23 protein-coding genes are annotated in these 19,908 nt (G+C 61.5%); 13 read left to right on the top strand and 10 right to left on the bottom strand.

Annotated elements, in window-relative coordinates:
- The first annotated feature begins 6 nt into the window (after positions 1-6).
- The gene (locus ACIPY2_RS08730) at positions 7-510 is read left to right on the top strand and encodes a hypothetical protein (RefSeq protein ID WP_400265982.1); all 504 of its coding nucleotides are present in this window, start codon (positions 7-9) and stop codon (positions 508-510) included.
- Here ACIPY2_RS08730 and ACIPY2_RS08725 read toward each other — a convergent pair.
- Together ACIPY2_RS08725 and ACIPY2_RS08720 are read right to left on the bottom strand one after the other, a co-directional pair.
- Positions 476-1,261, bottom strand: a complete 786-nt coding sequence (locus tag ACIPY2_RS08725) for a hypothetical protein (protein WP_400265981.1) — start codon at positions 1,259-1,261, stop codon at positions 476-478. The genes ACIPY2_RS08730 and ACIPY2_RS08725 overlap by 35 nt on opposite strands.
- A 208-nt stretch (positions 1,262-1,469) precedes the next feature.
- Positions 1,470-2,591: a TM2 domain-containing protein gene (locus tag ACIPY2_RS08720; protein ID WP_400265980.1), complete on the bottom strand. Its 1,122-nt coding sequence runs from the start codon at positions 2,589-2,591 to the stop codon at positions 1,470-1,472.
- A 571-nt stretch (positions 2,592-3,162) separates the two neighbouring features.
- On the opposite strand from ACIPY2_RS08720, the gene ACIPY2_RS08715 reads away from it, so the two are divergent.
- The gene (locus ACIPY2_RS08715) at positions 3,163-3,438 is read left to right on the top strand and encodes a hypothetical protein (RefSeq protein WP_400265979.1); all 276 of its coding nucleotides are present in this window, start codon (positions 3,163-3,165) and stop codon (positions 3,436-3,438) included.
- 193 nt (positions 3,439-3,631) lie between these two features.
- Here ACIPY2_RS08715 and ACIPY2_RS08710 read toward each other — a convergent pair whose 3' ends face one another.
- Both ACIPY2_RS08710 and ACIPY2_RS08705 read right to left on the bottom strand, forming a co-directional pair.
- On the bottom strand, positions 3,632-4,480 hold the full coding sequence (locus ACIPY2_RS08710) for an alpha/beta hydrolase (RefSeq protein WP_400265978.1): 849 nt from the start codon (positions 4,478-4,480) through the stop codon (positions 3,632-3,634).
- Positions 4,481-4,495: 15 nt separating this feature from the next.
- A complete protein-coding gene (locus ACIPY2_RS08705; RefSeq protein ID WP_400266215.1) occupies positions 4,496-4,678 on the bottom strand; it encodes a PLDc N-terminal domain-containing protein in 183 nt (60 codons plus the stop codon).
- Between the two features lie 243 nt (positions 4,679-4,921).
- Between ACIPY2_RS08705 and ACIPY2_RS08700 the strand changes: the two genes are divergently transcribed.
- The 3 genes from ACIPY2_RS08700 (at position 4,922) to ACIPY2_RS08690 (ending at position 6,630) form a co-directional block, all read left to right on the top strand.
- Positions 4,922-5,233, top strand: a complete 312-nt coding sequence (locus ACIPY2_RS08700) for an ArsR/SmtB family transcription factor (protein ID WP_400265977.1) — start codon at positions 4,922-4,924, stop codon at positions 5,231-5,233.
- On the top strand, positions 5,230-5,637 hold the full coding sequence (locus tag ACIPY2_RS08695) for an SRPBCC domain-containing protein (protein WP_400265976.1): 408 nt from the start codon (positions 5,230-5,232) through the stop codon (positions 5,635-5,637). The genes ACIPY2_RS08700 and ACIPY2_RS08695 overlap by 4 nt, the downstream gene beginning before the upstream one ends.
- 99 nt (positions 5,638-5,736) lie before the next feature.
- The gene (locus ACIPY2_RS08690) at positions 5,737-6,630 is read left to right on the top strand and encodes an FG-GAP repeat domain-containing protein (protein WP_400265975.1); all 894 of its coding nucleotides are present in this window, start codon (positions 5,737-5,739) and stop codon (positions 6,628-6,630) included.
- Here the strand turns inward: ACIPY2_RS08690 and ACIPY2_RS08685 are convergent, their stop codons facing one another.
- Genes ACIPY2_RS08685 through pnuC form a run of 3 tightly spaced genes read right to left on the bottom strand, consistent with a single transcriptional unit; the run spans position 6,631 to position 9,175 of the window.
- Positions 6,631-7,389 (bottom strand): NUDIX hydrolase, encoded by a 759-nt coding sequence (locus tag ACIPY2_RS08685; protein WP_400265974.1) that lies wholly within the window; start codon positions 7,387-7,389, stop codon positions 6,631-6,633. It abuts the gene before it with no gap.
- Positions 7,386-8,501, bottom strand: a complete 1,116-nt coding sequence (locus tag ACIPY2_RS08680; RefSeq protein ID WP_400265973.1) for an AAA family ATPase — start codon at positions 8,499-8,501, stop codon at positions 7,386-7,388. The genes ACIPY2_RS08685 and ACIPY2_RS08680 overlap by 4 nt, the downstream gene beginning before the upstream one ends.
- On the bottom strand, positions 8,498-9,175 hold the full coding sequence (gene pnuC, locus ACIPY2_RS08675) for a nicotinamide riboside transporter PnuC (RefSeq protein WP_400265972.1): 678 nt from the start codon (positions 9,173-9,175) through the stop codon (positions 8,498-8,500). The genes ACIPY2_RS08680 and pnuC overlap by 4 nt, the downstream gene beginning before the upstream one ends.
- A gap of 199 nt (positions 9,176-9,374) precedes the next feature.
- Here pnuC and ACIPY2_RS08670 point away from each other — a divergent pair, with 199 nt between their 5' ends.
- From ACIPY2_RS08670 to ACIPY2_RS08655, 4 genes are all read left to right on the top strand, one after another.
- Positions 9,375-10,562 (top strand): TerC family protein, encoded by a 1,188-nt coding sequence (locus ACIPY2_RS08670; RefSeq protein ID WP_400265971.1) that lies wholly within the window; start codon positions 9,375-9,377, stop codon positions 10,560-10,562.
- A gap of 149 nt (positions 10,563-10,711) precedes the next feature.
- A complete protein-coding gene (locus tag ACIPY2_RS08665) occupies positions 10,712-11,461 on the top strand; it encodes a DUF1648 domain-containing protein (RefSeq protein ID WP_400265970.1) in 750 nt (249 codons plus the stop codon).
- 210 nt (positions 11,462-11,671) lie between these two features.
- On the top strand, positions 11,672-13,822 hold the full coding sequence (gene helR / locus ACIPY2_RS08660) for an RNA polymerase recycling motor ATPase HelR (protein WP_400265969.1): 2,151 nt from the start codon (positions 11,672-11,674) through the stop codon (positions 13,820-13,822).
- Positions 13,823-13,906: 84 nt separating this feature from the next.
- On the top strand, positions 13,907-14,152 hold the full coding sequence (locus tag ACIPY2_RS08655; RefSeq protein WP_400265968.1) for a hypothetical protein: 246 nt from the start codon (positions 13,907-13,909) through the stop codon (positions 14,150-14,152).
- A gap of 16 nt (positions 14,153-14,168) precedes the next feature.
- On the opposite strand, the gene ACIPY2_RS08650 is transcribed toward ACIPY2_RS08655, so the two are convergent.
- On the bottom strand, positions 14,169-15,536 hold the full coding sequence (locus ACIPY2_RS08650) for an MFS transporter (RefSeq protein ID WP_400265967.1): 1,368 nt from the start codon (positions 15,534-15,536) through the stop codon (positions 14,169-14,171).
- A 58-nt stretch (positions 15,537-15,594) separates the two neighbouring features.
- Positions 15,595-16,329 (bottom strand): ANTAR domain-containing protein, encoded by a 735-nt coding sequence (locus ACIPY2_RS08645; RefSeq protein WP_400265966.1) that lies wholly within the window; start codon positions 16,327-16,329, stop codon positions 15,595-15,597.
- 269 nt (positions 16,330-16,598) lie between these two features.
- On the opposite strand from ACIPY2_RS08645, the gene ACIPY2_RS08640 reads away from it, so the two are divergent.
- Positions 16,599-17,078, top strand: coding sequence for a hypothetical protein (locus ACIPY2_RS08640; RefSeq protein ID WP_400265965.1), 480 nt, complete (start codon positions 16,599-16,601; stop codon positions 17,076-17,078).
- Positions 17,079-17,192: 114 nt separating this feature from the next.
- On the opposite strand, the gene ACIPY2_RS08635 is transcribed toward ACIPY2_RS08640, so the two are convergent.
- Positions 17,193-17,882, bottom strand: a complete 690-nt coding sequence (locus ACIPY2_RS08635; protein WP_400265964.1) for a hypothetical protein — start codon at positions 17,880-17,882, stop codon at positions 17,193-17,195.
- 179 nt (positions 17,883-18,061) lie between these two features.
- On the opposite strand from ACIPY2_RS08635, the gene ACIPY2_RS08630 reads away from it, so the two are divergent.
- Genes ACIPY2_RS08630 through ACIPY2_RS08620 form a run of 3 tightly spaced genes read left to right on the top strand, consistent with a single transcriptional unit; the run spans position 18,062 to position 19,788 of the window.
- Positions 18,062-18,826 carry an SDR family oxidoreductase gene (locus tag ACIPY2_RS08630; RefSeq protein WP_400265963.1) on the top strand — a complete coding sequence of 255 codons (765 nt, stop codon included), beginning with the start codon at positions 18,062-18,064 and terminating at the stop codon, positions 18,824-18,826.
- A gap of 36 nt (positions 18,827-18,862) precedes the next feature.
- Positions 18,863-19,294: a VOC family protein gene (locus ACIPY2_RS08625; RefSeq protein WP_400265962.1), complete on the top strand. Its 432-nt coding sequence runs from the start codon at positions 18,863-18,865 to the stop codon at positions 19,292-19,294.
- The gene (locus ACIPY2_RS08620) at positions 19,291-19,788 is read left to right on the top strand and encodes a DinB family protein (protein ID WP_400265961.1); all 498 of its coding nucleotides are present in this window, start codon (positions 19,291-19,293) and stop codon (positions 19,786-19,788) included. Before ACIPY2_RS08625 ends, ACIPY2_RS08620 begins: the two co-directional genes overlap by 4 nt.
- Positions 19,789-19,908: the final 120 nt, after the last annotated feature.

The following is a 19,908-nucleotide window of genomic DNA, read 5'->3' as shown; positions in this document are numbered from 1 at the left end:
TACCGAATGTGGGATAGCTTCTGGGCAGACGTCGTTGTTGCCGTGATCGGCGCCGTCATGACCGTTGGAATCGCCTATGGGACCTTTGCGTTGCAACAGCGGCACAATGAGATGCGCGTTCTTCGGCACCTCATCTGGGATATCGAACATCGTCGGGCTTTAGCAATCGGGATCCCAGTCGAGATTCCGCATGCTCGCGCATTGGACGACTATAAACGGGCAAATCTCAGCGTGGTCGATATGCGCGACCGCGTTCGATACTCGGTAGATCAAGTTCGCCCGAACTCGAAGGCCCATGAAGGGTTATCTAAGATGACGGCGGCCTGTCACCACTACCTTGAAGACAGCCATTCGGATCCAGATTTCTACGCCTTCTTCCTTAGAGACTTGCAGCTTGCTCTTCAGCTGGCAATACAAGGCCTCGCCTCGGAATTTCGTGGCATTGAATTCCGGGAACCGGGCTCGTCCGCTTACATCAAACGTCCCCAACAGCAGACAACCCAGCCATAGGTCCGGCGTCCGTCCGAGTCTTTATGTCCGGTTGGACAGTGCGAAAGACTTCCCGACCAGACACGTGCCTCCAGATCACATGGTCGAGTTTCCGGGCTTCAGTGGGATACAGCGTTGCCACCAAGGAGATGAGACTCGCCGCCTCCTTCGGATTGAGTCGTCGCTCGCCGAGGTCGGCATGTTCTTCAATGAAACGGATTACCATGCGGTCAGGTTTTACGGACTGAAGTCCCACAAGAATCAAAAGGTAATTGAAGGTCACTCCGGAGGACTGGCTCGGGAGACGGAGCCAAGCCTTCTTGATCCTTTTCAGCTCTGGATCAATAAGGGACTCTCGCCGCACGTCCTCAGCGGTCTCAACCGTGCCGCCTTCGAGAGACGCGAGCGTCAGCGCCGCTCGGTAAACTACCTCAGCCTTTAGAAGCGCTCCGGAACCCGTATGCGCTGGCTTGCGGTTGTTCACTGCCTCCGCCCAGCCCGCGCTCCCACCAGCAGACTCGAATGAGGCCAGCAGTTCCGTCGCACCGTCCGTATTAGGGTCGCCACCCTGAGCACGCCTCATTTTGCGGTAGGCGGTCACGACGTTCACGACGCTTGTATAGTGCGACCCGGTCGAGAAGATTGAGTCGATGATGCAGAGGGCAAGACTATCGGGATAACCATCCGCTTCGATCCAATGTGATTCATCGCGGAAAATAATTCGACAAACGTCAGTCAGCTTCGCTGCGGATTGGCGGAGATCGCTGGTCATGGTCAGACTCTAACAAGAGTCACGAACATCTCGTTCTGCGACATCAATGATGTCCTTCCCGCCGTTACAAAAAAACTTCAAACACCAACGGTGCTTGAAGCTACCAAGAATGTGAAGACGTCTACGGAAAGGAGAAACAGTCGTCTAAAGAGGCGGCTGATTGGGCACAGGTGGTGCCGTCAACCGCCTCCCTAAACCAGGAACTGCCTTATCCCGGAGTGATCGTCCAGTCGCCGCTCGATGTCACTTGGACGAACCCCGGTCCCGTCAACTTTACGGTGCCGGTGTAGGACCCAATGGTGTTCACCGCTAGCTCAGTACGACTTCCGCCGTATCCCTTTACGACGAAGTTCCTCTCGCCGACGTAGGTGATTGCAGCCTTGGTTGACTTTCCGCCCAGGAGGACCACTTGGTCGCCATGACCTGTGACAGGTCCATTGGTTGTGGGAATGGTGGACACGTCTGCCACCGTTAGCGACCAGGTACCTTCGGCGTTGATTGTGAACTCCGAAGTCGTTGAGCCGGTCGTCATGTCAATAATGTGGCTCCCGGTGTAGGAACCGATCTCGTTAACAAGGAGGCTGTCGCGACCGTTCGTCTTTAGTACTGTGTTGCTGCTACACGGGTTGCAGGTAAACGTCACTATTGCAGGTTCCCCGGAGAGGGAAGCTGTCACGATATCGTCGCCAACGCCATTAAATGTTTGCGTCGCCACCTTTGGTGCCGCGGGAGCGGGCGGAGGTGTTGTCTTTGCAGCGGACGGGGTGGAGGAGGGCTTGGGAGCGGAGGAGGCCGTCGCCGACGACTGCGCTGCCGGGTCCGCCTTGGCCGACGATGAAGTGGTTGGAACAGGGACTGCTGCTGGCGTGGTTGATGCACTCCGTGTTGCATTAAATGCAAGGCTGACCACGATAAATACCGCCGTGACAATGAGTGCGACAACCTTGTGCTTGTCGTACCCTTCAAGCGGCCTCCGGTATTTGTCAGTCTGCTTGTTCGCCAGGACGAGTATGAGGTCAACGAGCGCCCAGACCCCCAGGCCTCCGAACGTTAACAGCTTGGCAATACCTGTTCCGATTTTGCCCAGGTAAAAGCGATCTACACCGAAGACTCCTACCAGCAAGGAAAGAATCCACGTCACGAGGAACGACTTTTGCGGTGCAGGAGGTTGAATCTGCTGGTACGGCGGCTGAGGTGATTGATAGCCCTGCTGTGCCGGGCCCGGGGTATACCCCGCAGTCGGAGGATTCTGATATCCCCCTGAGCCGGGCGGTGGAGTGAAGCCACCGGGAGGGTTTGGCGGCCTGTATTCTTCAGGATTTTGACTCATGAGGGTCCTTTCAGCGCCGGTTTTTGGGCGCAGAAATTCAGTGCGAATGGGTGTGATGCGAGGGAATTGCCTTGGATGATTGACAGTAAACCTGCCAAATGGTCACGACGCTGTGTCGATTAGTACCCCCATTAATGCTCCCCAAGGCTCCGAGCCTTTCGCTCGGTAATCGGATACTACATGTCTTTAAGATATTGGCAAGGAGGATGCTTGTTTGTGTCAGAAAGTCCCGCCAAACGGCCCCGGAGGGATCACTTGCGACGTCCTTCAGAGGGTGAAGTGGTCGTGGCACGGACCAGATTTCCCCCTGGCGACGGGCTTGCATTGAAGCCGACGTAACAAATATGCCTCCGGTTTGTTGAACCTTACACTTTCCATGGTGTTCACACTCCGTGAGCGAAATGGGGGACGGCAGGATTACTCCGCCGGAATTGAAATGGGGAAAAATTTGAAGAAGTCCATCCTTGCTCTTGCTGTGTCGTGCTTGGCCCTCGCCGGATGCGCGGGCACGCCTGCAGCCGTGCCCACAGTCACACAAACTGTTACGGCGACAGTTACAGCGACAGCGACTGTGACAGCAGCGCCCGAGCCAGCGGCAGTTGTGACGCCAGCAGCGGCGATCCCAACAACAGTGGCTGCGACGGCGGTCATTCCGGCGAACGTGGCCGGAATGAATGCTGAGGCTCTCGACGACGAACTGAAGGCGCTCGGCTTCAAGAAAGTCGTTTACAACGCGGATACCGGCAAGACTGTTCTGTTGCTCAGCAACTGGACGGTCACCGGAATCGATAACCCAGGCATGGAGCAGGCCATCAGCAAGGCTGTCGTGGTCCACGTGACCAAGTAGCGGCACGAGCGAGCCTTCTCTCGCACCCACTGAGGGCTAACTTATAAGCAAGTGTGGGACCCGTGTGGTCCCACACTTCGCCCTCTTTTTACTGTCAGAAATCACGCCAGCCTCTGCACGCGCCAACAAGAAACCGAACCCGGGCAGGCTACTGACGAAGTCACCGCAGTTGTCGTCCGCTAAACCAAGCCCGCTAACCAGCAGCCGACGTCGACTCCCCTACCTCCGAACACCACGCCCTCATCAACTCAATTCCCACCCCGAACTCCTCAAGCCGAGGCCTATTCAAAAACGCATGACGAGCCCCAGGCAAAACATGGTGCTCAACCTCCACCCCCGCCGCCCGAAGTTCCCCCGCGAGCAGGTCACCCGAAGCACGTACACCGTCGCGATCTGCATTGATCATGAGGGTGGGCGGAAACCCATGCAGATCGTGGCCTCCAGGAAAAGCCAAACGGTCAGCCAGCGCCGCCGCCGTCCCTGCGTAGTTTCGGTTCACCGCATTGAGCACCCATCGGGAGTGCGTTAGCCGGCGGTGGCCGCGTACCCGCCGTCGGATCTCCGCCGACCGAGGATGCACGGCATGGAAGAAGCCGTACGCAAGGATCACACCCTCCAGGTTCAGGTCCATTTCGAGGGTTCGCAACGCCGCGGAGGCAGCCAAGCACGCTCCCGCACTCGCTCCCCCGAGGACCAAGCCGCCAGTAGACTCATCGCTCCCGTGTCGCAGCGCGGTCAGAAGGTCTTCCATCGGACGCGGAAACCGCTCCCTTTGCCGGGCACCTCCCTTGAACGCCCAGTGCACCCCGGGAAGCGGCGCCAGACGGTAGTCAACCGTGACAACAGCCACCCCTCTATCCGCAAGAGCCCGGGCAACATCGTGCGCTTCGGGCTGCTTGATTCCGCCGCCGAAGAAGGCTCCTCCGTGCGCCCAGACCAGCGTCGGCCCGGGAACCCGCCGGGTGATTGCCGGCCGATACCAGCGCAGCCCCACGGGACCGTCCGGACCTATCGCCTGAGACTCGAGATACTGGTGCTTCATAGCCCCCGCAAGGGTTCAAAACGTCTTAGTCAGGTTGAGCCCGTCGAACTGAGTGCGTAGCCGCGGTCTTATGTACAGCCAGGCGATGATGCCAAACAGCGGAACTGCGAATAGAAGCAGTACCCAAAGAGCTCTCGCCATCTCATCCAATCTGCTATCCCGAACTACGTCGAAGATGCCCCAGATGATGGACGCCATCACGAAGAAAGCAGACAGTACAGCCAGAACAACCAATGCCCAGAGCCATGCGTTCACAGGGCCTCACCATTTTCTTGCTGAATCGTCACGCCCAGACGGGGTTTACATACGGAGTGGCACGGGCGCACGTTTCATGACGAAGCGCAATATCCATGGGTTCAAGTCCGAGTTCCGCGAGATGTGCTGGGAGATGATGTCGGACCCCGCTTGTCATTTCGGAAATTTCCGACATACCATTATCACGTGCTTCCCGACATCTTCGGTGCCCTCGCGAACCCGTCGCGGCGCACCATCCTCGACAGTCTCCTTTCCGGTCCCCTGACCGCAGGGGAACTGACGGGACGCCTGGCACTCAGCCGTTCATCGGCGTCGGAACATCTGACCGTCCTGAAGGAAGCCGGGCTGATCCGGGAGGAGCGGCAGGGACGGCACAGGATTTACCACCTTCAAGCCGCGGGCCTCCAGGAAGTCAGCGGCTGGCTGAAGCACTACGAGCAATATTGGAACCAGCGGCTCTACGCGCTGGGCGAACTACTTGATAAGGAAAACCCATGACCGAGAACGCCATCCGTTTGCAGCGCACCTACCGCCACTCCCCCGAGGCCGTTTGGGCAGCGCTTACGACGCCGGATCTCCTCGCCAAGTGGTGGGCGCCCGGTGACATGGCCCCTGTGGTCGGCCACCGTTTCACCATGGACATGGGTGGTTGGGGCCAGCAGCAATGCGAGGTCACCGCCGTCGAACCCGGAAAATCGATCACGTTCCTCTTCGCAGAAGGCACCCTGGACACCACCATCACTTGGGCGCTTGAAGCCACCGAGGACGGAACGATCCTGCACTTCGAGCACGCCGGCTTCAACCTGGACGCCCCGATGGGCCGCGCGGCCATTGAGGGCATGGGCAACGGCTGGCCCGGCCTGATCGAACGCATCGACCAGGTGCTGGTCAGCGTCGACTAGGCCCTATCAAAAGCACCCCGATCGGACTAAGCTCCCCTGCATCGTGTGATGGCTGTGTTGCTAATGGGGGTAGCAGTGACGAACCGATCGAATCCGAGTATGCCTGTCCGCCGGGGGACGCCCACCACGGGGCGCCTCGGGATAATCCTGGCCACAGCTGCAGCCCTGATTTTCGGCTCAGCGGCTCCCCCGGCCCAGGCAAACGAACCAACCGGCCGTGCCCTAAACAACTGGGACTACGTGGACATCAACGGTGGCTACTTCCACGATGTCCTGGCGCGGGACACCGCAGGGGATCTATGGGTCTACGCGGGAGACGGCCGCGGCGGCTGGAAGAAGCCGCGCTTCAAGATGGGCGAGGGCTGGAACGTTATGACCGCGATCATCGGTCCGGGTCCTTTCCAAAGCGAATTCACGGACGATCTCCTTGCCCGCGATACCAACGGCGATCTATGGCTCTACCCAGGTGGTTACGGGCAACTCAAGCCCCGCACCAAGGTCGGTGAAGGCTGGAATGTCATGACCTCCATCATGGGCCCCGGTGATTTCGACGGCGACTACTGCCCGGATGTGATTGCACGTGACGCGCAGGGACGCCTCTGGCTGTACCCGGGCGACCACAGGGGCGGCTGGCATCCTCGCGTTCAAATCGGTGAAGGCTGGAACGTGATGACTGCCCTCATCGGTCGCGGTGATTTCAACGAAGACGGCAAGCGGGACGTCCTGGCAAGGGATACCAGCGGGCGACTCTGGCTCTACCCGGGCGACGGCAAAGGCGGCTGGCTGCCACGAACGCAGGTCGGCGAAGGCTGGAACGTGATGACGGCGATCATCGCCACGGGCCGGTTCGACGGCAACTACGAAGGATATTCGCAGATCATCGCCCGGGACACCAACGGCGATTTGTGGCTCTACCCAGGCGTAGGAAGTCGGCACCTCGAACCACGGAAGAAGATTGGCGAAGGCTGGAATGTGATGACCGCCCTCGTCTGATCAGCCGGCCCCCGCGGCACTACCCCGCGCACCCGCGGGCCTCGCCAACGGTGGATGGATGTGCTTGTCAGTCGCGCTGAACAACGCCGCCGGCGCACCTCCGGTTGCTGCCCGTACCTTCTGGCCCGTGTCGTGAAGCTGCGGCATCATCTTGCGCGTGAAGTTGCCCGCCGGCAGCGAGGTGTCCCAAACGGCGTCGTAAACGGTACGGAGCTGGGTCACTGTGAAAGTCTCCGGCAGCAGCCGCGCCGCTATCAGCGTGTACTCCATTTTGCCGCTCAGGCGCTCCAGGCCGTCGCGAAGGATGGCAGAGTGGTCGAAGGCCAGCTCACCCTTGAGTGTCTTGTGAACCGGCGACCATTCTGCTCCGGCCGCATCCGACCCCGCCGAGAGCGGAGGAAGCGTGTTGCCGTCGGTGGCGAGTAGTACCAGGTGTGCGATCGAGACGATCCTCATCCGGGGATCCCGGTCCGGCGCGCTGTAGCTCGCGAGCTGTTCAACATGAGCCTCCGGCGAGGGCAGAGCCATCCCCGTTTCTTCGGCCAACTCCCGCCAGGCTGCGTGGAGGGCATCCTCATCCGGGTGAAGGAAGCCGCCGGGGAGCGCGAGGGCGTCCTTGAAGGGATGCTCCCCGCGCCGAACAAGCGCAACGTGGAGCGCACCCCGCGCCACGGCCAGCACAACGAGATCCACAGTGACGGCGGTTGCCGGATAGTCCTCGGGCCGGTACGAGGCCAGGAAGTTCTTTTCGCTGTTCAAGCCGTGGCTCCTGTCAGGACTGTCCGCGTGGCCCACGGCGGGGAGGTGAATGTGGACCGTTGCTCCAGTATGAGGTCGATGATCCTCGTAGCCGTAGCCATCCTGCGTTCATGACTGCCGGTGACCAGAACCCAGGAGTGCCCGGCCGAGGTCAAGGCATCCTTGAACCACTCCGTCATGTCTGCCCTGATGTGCTCACCGTCGCGGACCCCGTCGTCCTCGAATTCGACACCATCGTGGTCCGTCAGCAGGTAGATGTCCCGCCGCGGTAAATTGCCGGCCGCCTCCGCAGAGCCAAAGCTGTACGGCCCCATGTACCGGCGTTCCCACAGCACGGTAGCCAACGAATCGGTATCGGCGATCACCAGTGGGCACTGGGACGCAGCAGCATTCTCCAGCTCATTCTGGCGTTTGGCGATCCGATCGAAATCATCAGTGGTCCACACCAGGTCCTCCACGCCCGCGCTCGGATTGCGAAGGCGCAACTCGTCGAGCTTCTCGTAGGTCCGCAGGCGACCGTACTCGGGTACATCCTCAATGGTGGGAAATTGGCTCCGGTAGTGATCGGTCAGCGCGCGGGTCAGGGTGGTGGTTCCGGTGGATTCCGCGCCAACCACGATGATCCGGGTAGCCAAACCCTGCCTTGCCGGTTCGATGATGTGCGGCCACGCCGCGTTGAGGTCTTCCCGGCACAGCGTCCCGCTCACCGGGTGCGCGCGCCTTTCAGGATCGACGACGACGTGTTGCGCACCGAAGGCCTGTGCGAGTTGGTAACCGTACATCTCGGAGGTGAACACAGCGTCAACCTTGCCCACGCCAGCGCCCTTCAATACCGAGCGCATCAATTCAACGTGGGCCTTCCACATCTCGTCCGAATCGTAATCCACCGGGCAATCGTCAGCCTGTGTGAGAATCTCAACGTTCCGGTGCGAGGCGAACTCCTCGGAGAGCCACCCTGCACGTTCCTCCATGGTCAGCGATTCGAACCGGCTGCCTAGAACAACAACAAGCACCCGCTCCGACTCCGCGGCTGCAACTTCGATCAGGTGCCGGTGGCCCACATGCGGAGGATAGAACTTCCCGATGACAAGTCCAGTGCCGTAGCCGCTCATACCAGCGCTCCTTCGGCAGATGCCTTAGCCTCGGCCTCAACCCGGCGGACGCGCTTCCAGTCGATCAGGCCATAAACGCAGAGGGCCAGGAAGCCAATGTAGAGAATGCCGGTGAGCGTAAGCCCCTTCACGAAGTACAACGGGACGGAGACCACATCCACAATGATCCAGACGTACCACTGCTGGAGGATCTTCTTCGCCTGGCCCCACGTCGCAACGAGGGAGGCCGCAAGGATAAATGCGTCAGGCCACGGCACGGTGGAATTCGTTTCCAGTGCGAGCATCAGACCAACCAGCGCGGTGGCAGCCGCAGTGATCCCGACGGCCCAGATGATTTCGCGGCCGCTCGCGTCGCGGATCGGAAGATCGTCTTTCGCCGCAGTATTCCGATTGCCGCGAACCCAGTTGAACCATCCGTACGCGCCGACGACGCCGAAGATCACCTGCAGCACCGTATCGCCGTAGAGCCCGGCCCCCAGGAACAAGACCATGAACGCGAGGTTGTTCACGATGCCGACCGGCCAACTCCACAGCTTCTGGCGGGCGACGCCGTAAACGCAGGCAGCTCCGGTGACGAATCCGATGACTTCAATCCAACTCACAGGGCTGCCGAAAAGGTTCGGAACAGCCGCGGAGTTCATCCAATCGAGCAGGGCATCCATGATCTTTCCCATCGTTATTATCAAGTTGATAATAACGATGCTACCCCATGCTCCCGGGAACGCAAACCACGCCACCCAGGCAACTCGACCGGCCGCCGTCGTACCCCCACAGCAGCCGCCGATCCGACACCGCACCACCCAACCCGGTAGGTTTGTAGAAAGAGTTTTTGACCCTCGCTGAGTTACTCGCCCCCCACGAAAGCAGGATCACATGACCGTCTCTCCCCTTATCTGGGGTCTCACAATTGTCGTTATTCTTGCGCTGCTGGCGTTCGACTATTTCTTCCACATCCGCAAGGCCCACGTCCCCTCATTGAAGGAAGCGGCCATTTGGTCGTCCATTTACGTGGGCCTGGCCGTCCTTTTCGGCATTCTTGTCCTGATATTCGGCGGCGCCCAAATGGGCTCGGAATACTTTGCCGGTTACATCACGGAGAAGGCCCTGTCCGTGGACAACCTCTTCGTCTTCCTGATCATCATGGCCAGCTTCCGCGTCCCGCGCGAGGACCAGCAAAAGGTCCTCCTGTTCGGCATCGTGTTCTCGCTGATCGCCCGGACAGGGTTCATTTTCCTGGGCGCGGCGCTGATCAATTCGTTCGCGTGGGTGTTCTACCTCTTCGGCCTGATCCTGCTGCTCACCGCCGGAAACCTCCTCAAACCCGGCGACCACGGGGACGATCAAGCGAACAACTTCATCATCCGGCTCGCCAAAAAGCTTTTCCACACCACCGATAAGTACGACGGCGACAAGCTCTTCACGGTTGTGAACGGCAAGCGTGCGCTAACCCCGATGCTTTTGGTAATGGTGGCCATCGGCGGCACGGACATTTTGTTCGCACTCGATTCAATTCCGGCAATCTTCGGCCTCACGCAAAACGTCTTTGTCGTGTTCACGGCAACGGCTTTCTCGCTGATGGGCCTGCGCCAGCTGTACTTCCTGATCGACGGACTCCTGGACCGCCTGATTTACCTGTCCTACGGGCTGGCCGCGATCCTGGCGTTCATCGGCGTCAAGCTCATCCTCCACGCCCTGCACGAGAACAACCTGCCGTTCATCAACGGCGGCGAACACGTCAACGTCATCGAGATCACCACGGGCCTCTCGCTCAGCGTGATCTGCGGAACCCTGGTGATCACCGTGATCCTCTCGCTGCTCAGCCCCGCCGGCAAAGCCCAAACCGCCATCAACAACGCGCGTCGCCACGCCGTCGATTATCTGGACCTGGACTACACCGCCGACGCCGCCGAACGCGAGCGCATCTACCGTGCACTGACCGCGGAGGAAGCACAGATCGTGCAGATGCCGCTGAAGTACCGGAACAAGGCGAAGGACGTGGACAAGATCCGCGAGCAGGTCGCCGAAGCGCACCGGCAGCACGCGGAGTTCCTGAACCGCTAACGCTTTTGCTGGAAACGTAAAACGGGACCTTGGCTTCGGCCAGGGTCCCGTTTCTTTTTATGGACCTAGACCTGCGCGGCCCGCCCGTCACCAGCGTTATTCCTTGTCTTCGGCGATCCGCTCGTCCCGCTCGGGCTAGGCTGAGCTTCATGATGGGGGCAACTGAAACTCGAACCAAGCGCGGACGCAGCCTGGTCTGGCTGCTCCATCTCCTACCGGTCCTTGTCCTTGCAGCTTGCTTCGCCTATGGAACCACCGTCTACCCGTCGCTGCCAGACACGATCCCAACCCACTGGGGACCAAACGGGAGCCCCGACGCATGGTCCCCGAAGACCTTTGGCACGGCCTACTTCCCCCTCTTGGTGGCTGCCGGAGTCAGCGTGCTTCTGGCCCTGGTCACCGCTGCCTTGCCGAAGATGGTGGTTCCAGACCAGGAACCGAGCGCTTGGGAGCTCCACCGGCAGGAAGGCCTGATCCGTGGCACCATCGCGGCCTTGGGCTGCACGTCATTCCTGATCGCCGTCCTATCAGGATTCTTCACCGTGGCAGGATGGGCGAACCCGGATCGTGTTCCTTTGTGGCCGGCGCTCCTTCTCACTGCGCTCATTCTCGGCGCTATTCCCGTTTCGTATGCCTCGTCCTCCCGGTGGGCGCGCAGGACGGCGCTGGGTCAGGGAATCAAACCCACTGCGTTGGAAGAGAATGAAGACAAACTATGGATCGTCGGGATCCTCTACAACAACCCGGCTGACGCACGCGTTCTGGTCCCTAAACGGCCTGGCACGGGCATCGGCCTCACAGTGAACGTGGGAAGTCCCAAGGGGCGGGCCATCAGCATCGTATTTACGATCCTCTTTGTGGTGGTGCCGCTCGTTCTGGGCGTCATCGCCACCCTCTAAGGAACTTCGCGCCCGGATGTTGTTCGCCGTTTCGGTGCTTAGCTGCGCATTCGACGTCGCGCACGGCCTTGCGTGCAGCTAGGCGTCGGATCGGCGGAGCAGGCGGCGAACGCCTCTCCTCACTTTCAATCTATACGGCACTGGGGGCCTTGCCGCAAGGCCCAGGGGCTGCTGCACAATGGGGAGCTGAATCCGGACCAAGGAGCTCCCATGCCACTCGCAACCAGTGCCTTCAACCTGCCCGAGCACCTCTCCCCCAAAGCCGATCCTTCCCTCATCACCACGGACGAACAGCACTTCGCAGCCATCGCCGCGAGCTTGGAGGAAACGATCGCGGACCTCGAAGGCCAGCTCGAAGCCATCAAGAAAGCGCCAACCCGCTTCGGCCAGGAAGCCGTTGGAAAGGATGTCGAAACCCGCCGGCTCACAAGCCGCCTCAAAGCCCTGAAGCGCTTCGGCCTGGATCTTTGCCTGGGCCGCGTCGTCACCACAGCAGATGATGAAACCCTCTACATTGGTCGCCTCGGCCTCACTGACAGCGACGGCAACCGCCTCCTCGTCGACTGGCGCTCCCCCGCTGCCGAACCGTTCTTCGGTGCCACCCACGCCAACCCGATGGGTCTGGCCAGCCGTCGTCGGTACCGGTGGACGCGCGGCCGCATCACCGATTACTGGGATGAGTCCTTCGCGCAGGACAACAACCAGAACACGGCAGCGCTGGAGGACCTCTCTGCGTTCATCGCCAGTCTGGGAACCAGCCGCTCCTCCAAGATGCGCGATGTGCTCGGCACCATCCAAGCCGACCAGGACTCGATCATCCGGGCCTCCTCCCGTGGTGCGTTGGTGGTCGACGGCGGTCCCGGCACCGGTAAGACGGTGGTCGCCTTGCATCGCGCCGCGTATCTGCTCTACTCCGATCCCCGGCTGGGCCATCGCCGCGGCGGAGTGCTGTTCATCGGCCCCCACCGCCCGTACTTGAACTACGTCGCGGACGTCCTTCCCAGCCTGGGCGAGGAGGGTGTGCAAACGTGCACCATCGCTGACCTGGTTCCCGAAGGAGCCACCGCGGCGCCTGAGCCGGACGCCGCCGTCGTGCGTTTGAAATCCACCAAGGAGATGGTGAAGGCGATCGAAAATGCGGTCCGGTTCTACGAACAGCCGCCCAAGGAGGGCCTGGAGGTCGAGACCCCGTGGGCCGATGTCCGGCTGAGCGTGGAGGACTGGGCCGAGGCCTTCAACGCACCGAGCCCTGGCACCCCGCACAACGAGGCCCGCGAGGAAGTCTGGGACGAGCTGGTGGCCATCCTGCTGGACAGGTTCGATACCGAGGAGATTCCCGAGGACCTCCTCAGAAGGGCATTCGCGCAGAACTCTGAGCTGAGGGAAGAGTTCACCAAAGCATGGCCGCTGCTGGATTATGCCGAGCTGGTGGCTGATCTCTGGCGGGTCCCGGCATTCCTCAAAGTGTGCGCACCCTGGCTCGCAGAAAATGAGGCAAGGATGCTCCTACGCAAGGAACCCAACGCTTGGACCATCCCCGATCTCCCGCTCCTCGATGCGGCCCGCCAACGGCTGGGCGATCCCGAAGCCGCCAGGAACAGGCGGCGCCAGCGGGCAACGGCAGCAGCCGAGAAGGAACTCATGGACCGCGTGGTGGAGGACCTCATCGCGGCCGACGACTCCGAGCTCATGGTCATGTCCATGCTTCGTGGCGGGGACATGCAGGAGAAGCTCGCCGAGGATGTACCCGTGGCTGACCCCGATGTGCTGGCCGGCCCGTTCGCCCACGTGGTGGTGGATGAGGCACAGGAACTCACCGACGCCGAGTGGCAGATGCTGCTGCAACGCTGCCCCTCGCAAAGCTTTACCGTGGTGGGCGACCGCGCCCAGGCCCGGCACGGTTTCCACGAGTCATGGAAGCAACGGCTGGAGCACGTCGGTTTGGGGAACATCAACCAGACGAGCCTCACCATCAACTACCGCACGGCCGAGGAAGTCATGGCGGAGGCCGAGCCCGTGATCCGAGCCGCCCTCCCCGACGCCAACGTTCCCATCTCCATCCGGTCCAGCGGAGTGCCCGTCCGGAACGGAGGCGTTTCCGAGCTGCGGTCGATACTCACCGATTGGCTTGCGGGCAACGCTGACGGCGTTGCTTGCGTTATCGCCAGGCACGACGTCGGACCGGCCTCGCTCCCGGCCTCGCCACGCATCCGCGTGCTGGCGCCTGAGCTGGTGAAGGGGCTGGAGTTTGACCTGGTGGTCCTGGTGCAGCCGGAGCTGTTCGGAAGCGGCATCGAGGGAGCCGTGGACCGCTACGTCGCCATGACAAGGGCTACGCAGGAACTGGTGATCCTCAGCTAAGGCCGGCCCCGAATCGGCGCCGTCACGAAACAGCCCTTTGCAGCACTGACTTGAAAAGACTCACGTGCAAAAGAGGGATGACTCATGACTGGAATACGGGAAACCAAGGCTGCCGCAGAGCCGGGGGTTGGTTGGGTTATTGCGACTGACTGGACGGGATTGAGGGGCCGGAACGTCGAAATCTACGATCATGGGGAACTGCTGGACAAAGGGAAAGTGGAGAGTGTCACGCTGAGCGGCAACATCCTGTGGCTCTCCTTCCACGGCAACATCCCGCGACGGATCATCGAGAAGCTGCCCGAGATCAGCGTCCGCGTCATGCCGGACTAGGTCATGCCTAAGCGGTTCAGGTTGCCGCGGGCTTCCGCCACATCACCGAGAGCGCAATGACCACCAGGCTCAGGGCGAGCATTACCAGAACCATCAGGCCCCAGTTGGCTTGGTTCACGCCGGGACCGTAGAACACCCCTATGAGTACGGTGGCCGTGATGGCGCCAAGGTAACGGCAGGTCTGGAAGATCCCGGCGGCAACACCGCGTTCTTCAGGCCGCGCCGAGACGTACAAGCCCTGGTTCGAGGCCGTGCTCACGGCGCCGTACGGGACACCCATGACTGCGGTGAGCACCAGGACCAGGGGCGGCCATAGGGAAAATGTCAGCAAGCCGAGGCCTGCCGACGCCAAGGTCAGCACCAGCACCCCCGTAATCAGGACGGTCCTGACGCCGAACCGCTCGATCAGCCGCACCGTCAAGGGCGTCACCAAGACCGACATGGACGCCAGGGGAAGCATGAGCAGGCCCACCAGCCCGGCGTCGTAATTTCCTGCTTCCTGGAGCAACTGCGGAAGGCCGAAGAACGCAAAGTAGTAGACCCCGCTGAACACCACGAACAGCAGGTAGACGAGCAGCAGCGGCCGGTTCCTGCCCAGCAGCCGAAGGTCCAGGAAAGGCGGGCTAAACCGCAGTTCACGCCATGCGAAGAGGGCACCGATCACCACAGCCGCGCCGAGCAGGTACCAGCGGAAGGCCGGCATGACGTTGAGCAGCGCCATCATGGCGAGCATCAGGGAGAGCACGAACGCGAGGATGCCCGGAATGTCGGAGTCGCGGATGAGCTTCCCGAGCGAGCCGGTCTCCCGTCCGGCGTCGGCGGGTGCCGTCTTCTGCACGACCAACAGCGCGATCAATGCGAGCGGAACGTTGATCATGAACAGGGCCTGCCAGTCGAAGAGGCTCACCAGGAGTCCGCCGACCACCGGCCCGATAGCCGCAGCGGAGGTGTTGGCCATCTGGATCCGGCCAAGTGGCCGGGTGGTCGGCACCTTGGCCAGGCGGCTCAGCTCGGTGACCATGACGACGGCGGACGGGTACGCCGTCGCTGTTCCCACCGCCATCAGTGCGCGGGCCACGCAAACCAGCGCGAAGCTCGGAAGGAACGGCGCGATGGCGCACGTCACCGCCACGAGGGCCATACCGAAAGTGAACAGCCGACGCGGCCCAAAGCGGTCGGCAAGCCTGCCCATGAGTGGTTGGCCGGCAGCAGAGGCGAGGTAGAACGCGGTGATCACCCAGGTGACCGTTGCGACGTCGAGCGCGAAGTCCTCCCGGAGCACCACCAAGGCGACCGCAATCATGGACGAGTTCAGCGGGTTGAGCGCTGTGCCGATGCTGAGGGCAGCGATTGCGAGGCCGGGCCGGGAGTTCTTGTTGGTCACCTACCCCAGTCTGGTGCATGGTTGCCTCGGGTCACGAAACGTGGCTGCAGTCGGGGGCCTACTCCTCGAAGTGCGTCGTAACCTTCCCGGATGACACGGCCGCGATGATCGTTTGGGCCAAGTGCCGAAGCTTGATGTTCCGGTTGCTGGATGCGGTGCGCAGGATGGTGAACGCTTCGTCCTGGCTGCAGTGGTTCTGCGCCATGATGGCCCCCACGGCGAGGTCGATGATGGTCCGCGACTGCATTGCCGCGGCGAGATCGTTCCGGGCATCGCTGAGTTGGGCGATCTTCAGGGCAAGCCGCAACGACTTGGAGGCGTGGGACGCGAAGACTTCCGCCCGCTCAATGTCACCTTCCGTGAAGGCATTGGGCCGCTCGGAGTACAGGTTCAGAGCCGCGCGGGTATCACCCTCCACGAGGAGCGGGACGCTGAGGATGGAGCGCAGGCCTTGGTTGGAGGCAGCCTCAACGTACTGCGGCCAGCGGTTCTCGCGCAGCAGATCCGGAACCAATACCGGGGTCAGCTCATCCATGGCCGTGAGGCATGGACCCTCGTTCGTATTTTGAAGTTCGTCCATGAGACGGGCACGGTCGTCACTGCTGGCCGCCGTTGCAGCCCGCTTTCGGCGCAGGACAGTGACGCCGCAGAAGACAGGGCCAGGGTTCGAAAGACTTTCGGCGGAGAATGCAGCCAAGTCCGCCAGGAAGGCCTCGACATCTTCGCTACCCAGGACAAGATCCAGAAAGTATCCATTCTGGAGAGCTTCCTGTTCGGGGCGGGGGTTGACCATGTGACGTGTTCCTAATGACTGAAAAGCGTCCCTGGCCTACAGCAAAGGAGCGAAAATTGCCGCCCTCTGCAAAACGGTCTGAAGATACCTTATCCTCCAACGATCACCGGTACAAAGTGCAAGACGGCGGGGGCTGACCTGCGGTTTCACGAATCATCTCAAGGGCATCTGTCAACTCCAGGCTACTGTCACCTTGCGCAATAACTAAGTATGCTTACTATTGTAGTGCGAGTGTCCCAACAGGACCAATGGTGCAAAGGAGTTATCTGATGGGCATTGAAGAGAGCATCCACAAGGCAGCCGAAAACGCAATGGAAGATCTGGCCGGCACGTCGGATCCAGTTAACAAAGAGAGCGTCCCGGATCCCAACGAGAAGGCAGACGACATCCACGTCCACTCCTCGCTGAGTGAAGGCTCGAACGCCAACGATTCCGAGACCCCCGAGGAACAGGCGAAGCACACCTCAGGCCACGGCTCACCGGCAGATGGCCAGCCCTCTCCGGAGACAGCCGACGAGCGCTCCTTCGCCGTGGACGGCCATGGTGAAACGCACGAGGAGCACGCTCATCACGACACGGGCGTCACCGACAGCGACATCAACCAGGACCGCGAAGGCGACCAGGACGTGCCGGCAGCTTCCGGAGACGTTCCCGGGCCGGCAGGCCTACCCGAGGGCGATCCCGACGCGCTGCGCGCAGACCCATCCGAGGGCGGAGAGGATCCGTCCACCAGCATGGGCCGGGGTTAGGGCCCGTACCTCCCCGACCCGTTTTCACAAGCGAACGGCCACTTCGCAACCAGCTGCAGTTGCGGAGTGGCCGTTCTTCCATGAAAGAAGGTCGGGAGGCTACACCCACCGGCCTCAAGCGATCCGAGCGTCCGTGTCCGGGTCCTTCCGGGCACTGATCATCCCGGCGATCTTCTCCTCGAGTGCGGCGACCGTGGTTTCGGGCAAGACAATCAGTCCGTCCAGTTCCTTGCGGGCACGCTTGTAGGCCGTCTGCCGCTCAGCGGGGGTCGCGGCAATGTCCTCGGCAATGCGCAGGAGCTTCCTGGCGGTGGCAAGGCGTTCGCGTTCGGGGCCGGTGAAGTTGCCGTCCTTGATGCGCCTCGCTTCGTGCTCAGCCACTTCAAAGGCAATCTCGTAGCTGTGCACCGCCGCACGGTACTCGGCGAGCCGCGCCGCCGTCGTGATTTCCGAAGCAGCGGAAGGGCGCAGTCCGTCAGCCTCCTTCTTGGCGCGCAGGAAGGCAACGGTGAGGGGCTCGCGGACATCGCTCATGAGGGGGTAGTCGATGAGCTTTCCGACATCGAGTTCGTAGTCCAACCATTTGTGGTTCACGGCATCGTGGGCGGCCATCAGCGCAGCCACCTCGGCCTGGCTGGCCTGTTCAGTGACGGCTTGCTGGTTCTTCAGCTTGTACAGCTCCACCTTGCGTCGATGGCGCTGTTCACTGGCCCGGGACCATTGCCTGGCCCAACCGCCGGCCATGCCGCCGATGGGAAAGATGAGCCACCAGTAGTGTCCAAGAAAATCGAAGAAGGGTTGCACAGGTTCATCCTCCCACCGTCGCTGACTGCCCCTCAACACCCAACTACGGGTCACGGCTTAGGCGGGCACAAACTCCCCGAGCAAGAGAAATCCTTATGCTCACCCATATTTCCCATAAGCGCCGCCGAGCCCTCGGTACGCTCCTTCAAGAACACGTTAACCGTTTGGAAGGAATCGCTTTGCCTATCTCGAATGACCACAACGACGTGGCCGGCACCGAACAGACCACACCCGTCAACGTCGTGGTTGCCGGATCGACGAGCGCCGCAGGACAAGCGGTGGTGGCTGCGCTCCTCGCCAAGGGAGCCCGGGTGGCAGCCGTGGATCTGGACGCAGCGAAACTGGAGGCATTGGCCGCCTCACATGAGGGCATCACCCCCTACACCTGCAATCTGGCCAACCTCGAATCCGTGGAAAAGCTTGCGGCGTCGGTGAGGAACGATCTTGGCTCCGTCGACGGCCTTGTCCACCTCGTGGGTGGCTGGCGGGGCGGCGAAGGAATCACCGGCCAGAAGGACGAAGACTGGGACGTCCTGCACATGAGCATCATGACCACCCTCCGGAACACCTCCCGCGTTTTCTACCCGGATCTGGAGGCCTCGCCGCGTGGCAGGCTCGCAATCGTTTCCGCCACGAGCGCTGCCAAGCCCACAGCGGGCGGCGCGGGCTACTCGGCCATCAAGGCCGCGTCCGAAGCATGGGTCCTCGGCGTGGCGGACGGTTTCAATGCTGCCCAGTCCGGCCACAAAACGGAGCCCGTGGAGCAAACCTCCGCTGCCGTGGTCTTCGTGGTCAAGGCCCTGCTGGACGACGCAATGAAGGAAGCCGCCCCGCACCGCAAGTTCCCGGGATACACCCACGTGAACGAGCTCGCCGAGCACATCTCGGCGCTCTTCGACGCCCCGGCATCCCACCTCAACGGCACGCGGCAGCACCTGGGCTGAGTTCCGCCGTCGTACCCCCTCGCTAGCATGTGCGGTATGGATCAGCGACTGCATTTCATTACGTTCGCCACGCCGGACCTCCACCGGGCCCGGTCCTTCTATAAGGTCGGGCTCGGTTGGGAGCCCCTCATGGACGTCCCCGGGGAGATCATCTTCTTCCAGATCGCGCCGGGCCAAGTACTCGGCCTGTTCGATGCCGACAAATTCGACCAGGACCTCGGCGGCGGCATTTCAACGTCCGGAATCAGTGGCGTAACGCTTTCGCACAACGTGGGCAGCGAGGAGGAGGTCTCCAGCACCATCGACCAACTCAAGGCCGCAGGCGCCACCGTGCTCAAACCCGCGCAGGCCGGCGCTTTCGGCGGCATCTTCCACGGCCATGTAAAGGATCCCAACGGCATCGTGTGGGAGATTGCGTTCAACCCCGGATGGCGGATCGACGACGACGGAAAGGTGGTTTTCCAATGACCGCATATAAAGCTTCCACCGAGGATGTCATCACCGAAGACATCCGCACGCAGTTCGAGGCATTCCTTGACGAGCACCGCAAGGCACTGACCGCCAGTTTGGACGGGCTCACCGAGGAACAAGCACGACGCCGGTTGGTCCCCTCGCGCACGACCCTCCTGGGCTTGGTGAAGCACGTGACCTTCGTGGAGAAGGTGTGGTTCGACGAAGCCATCACCCGCCGATCCCGCACCGAGATCGGCATTCCCCTCACTCCGGACGAGTCCTTCATTCTGGACAATTCGGACACCATCAAGTCCATTCAAGAGGCCCACTTGGAAGCCTGCGAGGCTTCCCGTCGGGCGGCGGCACATCTGGACATCGATGACGAAGTACTGGGAAACCGCCGCGGGCCCTTGCCGCTGCGCTGGGTATATCTGCACATGCTCCGGGAGCTGGCACAGCATTGCGGGCACGCCGACATCCTCCGGGAGCAGCTCCTCAGCGACGAATAGCCGCCTTTGGCATACCAAACGTTTAACTGAGGTGTGGTCATCACGCGCCCTGTCTTGCCTAACCCGCCACTCCTAGGGCATTCTGGAATACCAAAAGCCGGGAACCGTCTTTATTGGAAC

This window comes from Paenarthrobacter sp. NPDC089675, from assembly GCF_044749185.1.
GTDB lineage: Bacteria > Actinomycetota > Actinomycetes > Actinomycetales > Micrococcaceae > Arthrobacter.
This window is presented reverse-complemented; position numbering and strand designations above follow the sequence as displayed.

Bases quoted from the DNA above. Each gene is read 5' to 3' on its own strand.
- ACIPY2_RS08690 (WP_400265975.1), top strand. From the start codon at position 5,737: ATGCCTGTCCGCCGGGGGACGCCCACCACGGGGCGCCTCGGGATAATC.
- ACIPY2_RS08680 (WP_400265973.1), bottom strand. From the start codon at position 8,501: ATGAGCGGCTACGGCACTGGACTTGTCATCGGGAAGTTCTATCCTCCG.
- helR (WP_400265969.1), top strand. From the start codon at position 11,672: ATGCCACTCGCAACCAGTGCCTTCAACCTGCCCGAGCACCTCTCCCCC.
- ACIPY2_RS08620 (WP_400265961.1), top strand. From the start codon at position 19,291: ATGACCGCATATAAAGCTTCCACCGAGGATGTCATCACCGAAGACATC.
- ACIPY2_RS08695 (WP_400265976.1), top strand. From the start codon at position 5,230: ATGACCGAGAACGCCATCCGTTTGCAGCGCACCTACCGCCACTCCCCC.
- ACIPY2_RS08670 (WP_400265971.1), top strand. From the start codon at position 9,375: ATGACCGTCTCTCCCCTTATCTGGGGTCTCACAATTGTCGTTATTCTT.
- ACIPY2_RS08640 (WP_400265965.1), top strand. From the start codon at position 16,599: ATGGGCATTGAAGAGAGCATCCACAAGGCAGCCGAAAACGCAATGGAA.
- ACIPY2_RS08645 (WP_400265966.1), bottom strand. From the start codon at position 16,329: ATGGTCAACCCCCGCCCCGAACAGGAAGCTCTCCAGAATGGATACTTT.
- ACIPY2_RS08720 (WP_400265980.1), bottom strand. From the start codon at position 2,591: ATGAGTCAAAATCCTGAAGAATACAGGCCGCCAAACCCTCCCGGTGGC.
- pnuC (WP_400265972.1), bottom strand. From the start codon at position 9,175: ATGGGAAAGATCATGGATGCCCTGCTCGATTGGATGAACTCCGCGGCT.
- ACIPY2_RS08655 (WP_400265968.1), top strand. From the start codon at position 13,907: ATGACTGGAATACGGGAAACCAAGGCTGCCGCAGAGCCGGGGGTTGGT.
- ACIPY2_RS08665 (WP_400265970.1), top strand. From the start codon at position 10,712: ATGATGGGGGCAACTGAAACTCGAACCAAGCGCGGACGCAGCCTGGTC.
- ACIPY2_RS08705 (WP_400266215.1), bottom strand. From the start codon at position 4,678: ATGGCGTCCATCATCTGGGGCATCTTCGACGTAGTTCGGGATAGCAGA.
- ACIPY2_RS08730 (WP_400265982.1), top strand. From the start codon at position 7: ATGTGGGATAGCTTCTGGGCAGACGTCGTTGTTGCCGTGATCGGCGCC.
- ACIPY2_RS08725 (WP_400265981.1), bottom strand. From the start codon at position 1,261: ATGACCAGCGATCTCCGCCAATCCGCAGCGAAGCTGACTGACGTTTGT.
- ACIPY2_RS08710 (WP_400265978.1), bottom strand. From the start codon at position 4,480: ATGAAGCACCAGTATCTCGAGTCTCAGGCGATAGGTCCGGACGGTCCC.
- ACIPY2_RS08625 (WP_400265962.1), top strand. From the start codon at position 18,863: ATGGATCAGCGACTGCATTTCATTACGTTCGCCACGCCGGACCTCCAC.